Origin of the sequence: Streptosporangium sp. NPDC006013 (assembly GCF_040614275.1) — a bacterium.
GTDB lineage: Bacteria > Actinomycetota > Actinomycetes > Streptosporangiales > Streptosporangiaceae > Streptosporangium.
This window is the reverse complement of the sequence record NZ_JBEXUE010000919.1, coordinates 1-1545: the sequence shown is the minus strand read 5'-3', so window position 1 is coordinate 1545 and position 1545 is coordinate 1. Positions and strand designations below refer to the sequence as shown.

The following is a 1545-nucleotide window of genomic DNA, read 5'->3' as shown; positions in this document are numbered from 1 at the left end:
GGGCGGGGGGGGCGCGCCGCTCGGGCGGGCGCCCCCGCGCCGCGCCCGGCCACCCCGCCCGGGGCCCCCCGGCCGGGGCCCCGGCCACGCTCGTCGGCGACGTCGCCGTCTACGATCCGGTCCCCTACTTCTGGTCCGAGCAGTTCGGCCACATGGTCCAGTACGCCGGGTACCACGACGGCGCCCGCCTGATCCGGCGCGGCGACCCGGAGGCCGAGGGAAACACCAGGTGGGCGGTGTGCTGGGTGACCGAGGACGACCGGCTCGCCGCGGTCCTCTCGGTCAACCGCCCCCGCGACCTCGTCCAGGGGCGCCGCCTCATCGAGGGCGGACGGCGCCTCGACGTCAATCGCCTCGCCGACCCTGCGATAGCGTTGCGCGACTGTACGGTGGCGTAACCTCGCCGCCAGGTGTTTGGCGAAGGGCTCGATGTGGTAGTGGTGGATTCGTGACGCTTTCTGTTGCGCAGATCGACCGGGAGACCGACCAGTTGGTGGGCGAGTGGCTCACCCTGACCGAGGTTGCCAGAAGGCTCAACCTGAGCGCCGGTCGCGCCAAGCAACTTCTCAAGGACCGCAAGCTCATCGGAGTGCGCAGGGGCGGTGGCGAGCCACAGGTCCCCGCGGCCTTCCTCGCCGGCGCGGACGTCGTCAAGGGGCTGCCGGGCACTCTCACGGTGCTCCTCGACGCCGGATACGACGACGTCGAGTCGCTCCGCTGGCTTTTCACCCCCGACGACACGCTGCCGGGCTCGCCGGTCGACGCGATCGTGGCGGGCCGCCACACGGAAGTGAAGAGACGTGCCCAAGCCCTCGGTTTCTGACGCCCGTCTGTATCTGTGCACCGACGGACGGCGTGACCGGGGAGATCTCGCGGACTTCCTCGACGCCGCCCTGGCGGGCGGGGTCGACATCGTGCAGCTACGCGAGAAGGGTCTTGAGGCGCGCGAGGAGCTCGACCTCCTCGCCGTCTTCCGTGCGGCCTGCGACCGGCATGGCAAGCTCCTGGCCGTGAACGACAGGGCCGACATCGCCTACGCGATCCGCCCCGACGTGCTCCACCTCGGCCAGGGCGATCTGCCGGTGCCGATCGTGCGCGACATGCTCGGCGACGACATCCTCATCGGGCGTTCCACTCACGCCCCCGAGGAGGCGTCCGCCGCGGCGGTCGAGCCCGGCGTCGACTACTTCTGCTGTGGCCCGATCTGGCCGACGCCCACCAAGCCTGGCAGGCACGCTCCGGGCCCCGGCCTGCTCAGGCATGCCGCGGCCCTGGAGACCGAACGGCCCTGGTTCGGCATCGGCGGCATCGACCTCACCAACCTGGACGAGGTCGTCTCCCATGGGGTGCGCCGGGTCGTGGTGGTGCGGGCGATCACCGAGGCCGACGATCCCAAGGCGGCGGCGGAGGAGTTCAAGCGGAGGCTGGCGGCCTCCGTCTGAAGTCCTTCCGCCCGGCGGGAGCGTGTCTCCGGCTGGGCGGACGGGACACCGAGCACGGCGCCGGCCCGTGCACCGGACCGGTGCGCGCCGGCCCGTGCGCGGG

The 1545-nt window shown here is 72.4% G+C and carries 3 protein-coding genes; all 3 read left to right on the top strand.

The features are described 5' to 3' along the window. Positions 1 to 398: oxidoreductase C-terminal domain-containing protein (locus ABZ260_RS50930; RefSeq protein WP_355633146.1), on the top strand; the 398-nt coding region annotated here is incomplete at its 5' end. Between the two features lie 50 nt (positions 399 to 448). Beyond that, positions 449 to 823, top strand: coding sequence for an Rv2175c family DNA-binding protein (locus tag ABZ260_RS50925; protein WP_326638209.1), 375 nt, complete (start codon positions 449 to 451; stop codon positions 821 to 823). Then, on the top strand, positions 801 to 1442 hold the full coding sequence (gene thiE, locus ABZ260_RS50920) for a thiamine phosphate synthase (protein WP_350924408.1): 642 nt from the start codon (positions 801 to 803) through the stop codon (positions 1440 to 1442). Before ABZ260_RS50925 ends, thiE begins: the two co-directional genes overlap by 23 nt. Positions 1443 to 1545 lie beyond the last annotated feature (103 nt).